The following is a 2,792-nucleotide window of genomic DNA, read 5'->3' as shown; positions in this document are numbered from 1 at the left end:
TTATGGTATGTCGCACTTTAATAATATCTTGAGTGAGTCTAAATTCTTTTTATAAAATTAAAACAATATGTTTTTAATTAAATAGTTATATTGCCGATGTTGGTGTATCAAATTTGTAAAAAGTAGAGTTTTTAATCTAAATATATTTCCCGAAAATTAGATAATTTGCTCATAAATAAATAGAAACGGTTGTTGTTAAAATCAGTCAAATACCCAAAGATGATTGAAATATTTATTGGATAAGCTGCTGCAAGCTACGTCAATCTGTGCTTAAATTCCTATCTCAATTTGTTTCACTTTGACAAGGGAAAATTCATGCGTGCTTATAATTTCTGCGCTGGTCCTGCTGCATTACCTACTGCCGTTTTAGAAAAAGCTCAACAAGAAATGTTGGATTGGCAGGGTAAGGGGCTGTCGATCATGGAAATGAGTCATCGTAGCAATGATTATGTTGCTGTTGCGGAAAAGGCGGAAGCTGATTTACGCAAACTCATGAATATTCCTGAGAATTATAAAGTGCTGTTCTTACAAGGTGGCGCATCTCTCCAATTCTCGGCGATTCCGCTCAACTTGTTGGGTAAGAATAACAAAGCTGATTATATCCATACTGGAATTTGGTCTGAGAAGGCATTAAAAGAAGCAAAGCGCTACGGCGATGTAAATGTTGTAGATGCGGCCACTTTGATTGATGGCAAACATGCGATCACTGAACAAAGCACTTGGAACCTTTCTGATCATGCGGCTTATGTGCATTATGCAGATAATGAAACCATTGGTGGTTTACAGTTCGCAAATGTTCCAGATGTAAAAGCACCATTAGTTTGTGATTATTCTTCTAGTATTTTGTCTGCACCCGTAGATGTAAATAAATTTGGGCTCATTTATGCAGGTGCACAAAAGAATATTGGTCCTGCTGGATTAACTATTGTGATTATCCGTGATGATTTGCTGGATCAAGCGAAACCAGAAATTCCTAGTATTCTAAAATATGCAGACCAAGCGAAGAATGGTTCAATGGTGAATACACCTGCAACTTATGCTTGGTATTTGGCTGGTCTAGTATTTGAGTGGCTGCTTGAGCAGGGTGGTGTAGATGCAATCTACAAAATCAACCAGGACAAGGCAAAACTCCTCTATAGTTATATTGATGCTAGCGACTTCTATAACAATCCAATCGCCATTGCAAACCGTTCAATGATGAATGTGCCATTTACCCTGGCTGATGAAGCATTGGAAAAGACCTTCTTGAAAGAAGCTGAAGCAAATCATTTTCTAAATTTAGCGGGACACCGTTCAGTGGGTGGTATGCGTGCAAGTATCTACAATGCTGTTCCATTGGAAGGTGTGCAGGCACTTGTGAACTTTATGGATGAATTTGCTAAACGTCATGGTTAAGTAATAACTGATCTCAAACAAAAGCCCTCAACATTGAGGGCTTTTGTTTATATGTATAAGTTGAAAATGGTCAAAAATTAGAACAAGCCAATTTGATGAAAAATAAGTGCTGCTAAAAACATACCAAGTAAAAAAAAGCAAAAAGCACCAACATCAAGTTTAAGAGTTTCATCACTCGATGGAATAACACTGGTGGTCGTTTGTTCTGGTATAATTTTCATTAGAACGCCTAAAAATGCCACTTATGCGATTTTTTGTCACTTTAGTGCAGTTTTAGCATAAATATTCGCCTGAATCCAGATGTTGCCGCGAATATATTCACCAATGTTAAAGTTTTTATACAAAACATTTTTAGTGGCAATACGTATTAAAATTGCAGATAAATCATCTTCCAATACCAGTGTTACATCATACAGGGTATATTCATCCTGCATAAACTGCATGGTGGTTTTACCCACGATATTTCCCTGAAACCATGCTTCATCTTCCTGACCTAATGTCTCACCATATAGATAGGCGACCATTTTAGAAAAGTCGACAGTGACAGGTTCTTGATCTTCTGGGGTTTTGGGTTGCCACTCATTAATCAGTTCCTGTAGGTTATCGGGGGCAATACCATTATGTTCCGCCAGAATTGCATTTAATGCGCGGTGGTGCTTAATTGAGGCTGGATCATCAACAATGATTTTTTCATCTTTAGAAACGGTTTCCAATTCATATGCCCAGGCATTAAATTGAACCTGATAACTCTGGTTTTTGTCATATTGACAGCGATTTACACTAAATAAACTATCAAAGGCATAAATAACCGTATTTTTATTTAGACTTAATCTTAATACCGCCTGAGTTGCGGAATCACAGGTAATTATTCGTTCAATTTTTGCATCGTATTTATATGGGCTTTCAAAACTCGGAAACGCAGTTTTTAATGCGCGTGGCTTTTGGTCCTCAACCACAATAATTTGATTAATTGAGATCGCCTCACCGCTTGGTCCCTGAATCAGCCAGAATGACTGGTCCATCTCCTGTTCATCTTCACATAGACCCATGGGCATCACAGGTGCATCCAGCGCCAGTCCTAACCATTTGGGAACATCTGTTTCGGGTGTATCAGTCAATAGGTTCCAATGCTCAACATGATTGCCGAAATTTTGATCTTGAATTTTAATAGTTTCAGGACTGTTTTGATTTTTCATAAAAACATAATACAAAGAGATTCAACTTATTTTATTAAATCGAGGGTCGCAGCGTTTTTTCAAGTCTGGATATGTAATTCTATGGAATTTAATTCATTTTTAGATGAAAAAAATACCTGTCTCAACATTGGCAGTATTGTTCACTCCACTGTCATGGCAATCTGCTACACTATATTTTTTCCTTGTTGAGCCTATCCAACG

General features: G+C 37.4%; 3 protein-coding genes. 1 reads left to right on the top strand and 2 read right to left on the bottom strand.

Features of this window, described 5'->3' with window-relative positions:
- Positions 1–315 precede the first annotated feature (315 nt).
- Positions 316–1,395: a 3-phosphoserine/phosphohydroxythreonine transaminase gene (gene serC, locus B4H32_RS09920; RefSeq protein ID WP_286802706.1), complete on the top strand. Its 1,080-nt coding sequence runs from the start codon at positions 316–318 to the stop codon at positions 1,393–1,395.
- A 77-nt stretch (positions 1,396–1,472) separates the two neighbouring features.
- On the opposite strand, the gene B4H32_RS09915 is transcribed toward serC, so the two are convergent.
- Both B4H32_RS09915 and B4H32_RS09910 read right to left on the bottom strand, forming a co-directional pair.
- The gene (locus B4H32_RS09915; protein ID WP_004676793.1) at positions 1,473–1,616 is read right to left on the bottom strand and encodes a hypothetical protein; all 144 of its coding nucleotides are present in this window, start codon (positions 1,614–1,616) and stop codon (positions 1,473–1,475) included.
- A gap of 36 nt (positions 1,617–1,652) precedes the next feature.
- Positions 1,653–2,591: a hypothetical protein gene (locus B4H32_RS09910; RefSeq protein ID WP_004682702.1), complete on the bottom strand. Its 939-nt coding sequence runs from the start codon at positions 2,589–2,591 to the stop codon at positions 1,653–1,655.
- Between the last annotated feature and the right edge of the window lie 201 nt (positions 2,592–2,792).

Source organism: Acinetobacter sp. UBA2063 (genome assembly GCF_002333245.1).
GTDB classification, from domain to species: Bacteria; Pseudomonadota; Gammaproteobacteria; order Pseudomonadales; family Moraxellaceae; genus Acinetobacter; species Acinetobacter parvus.
The sequence above is the reverse complement of the archived record's forward strand: the minus strand, read 5'-3'. Positions and strand labels throughout refer to the sequence as shown.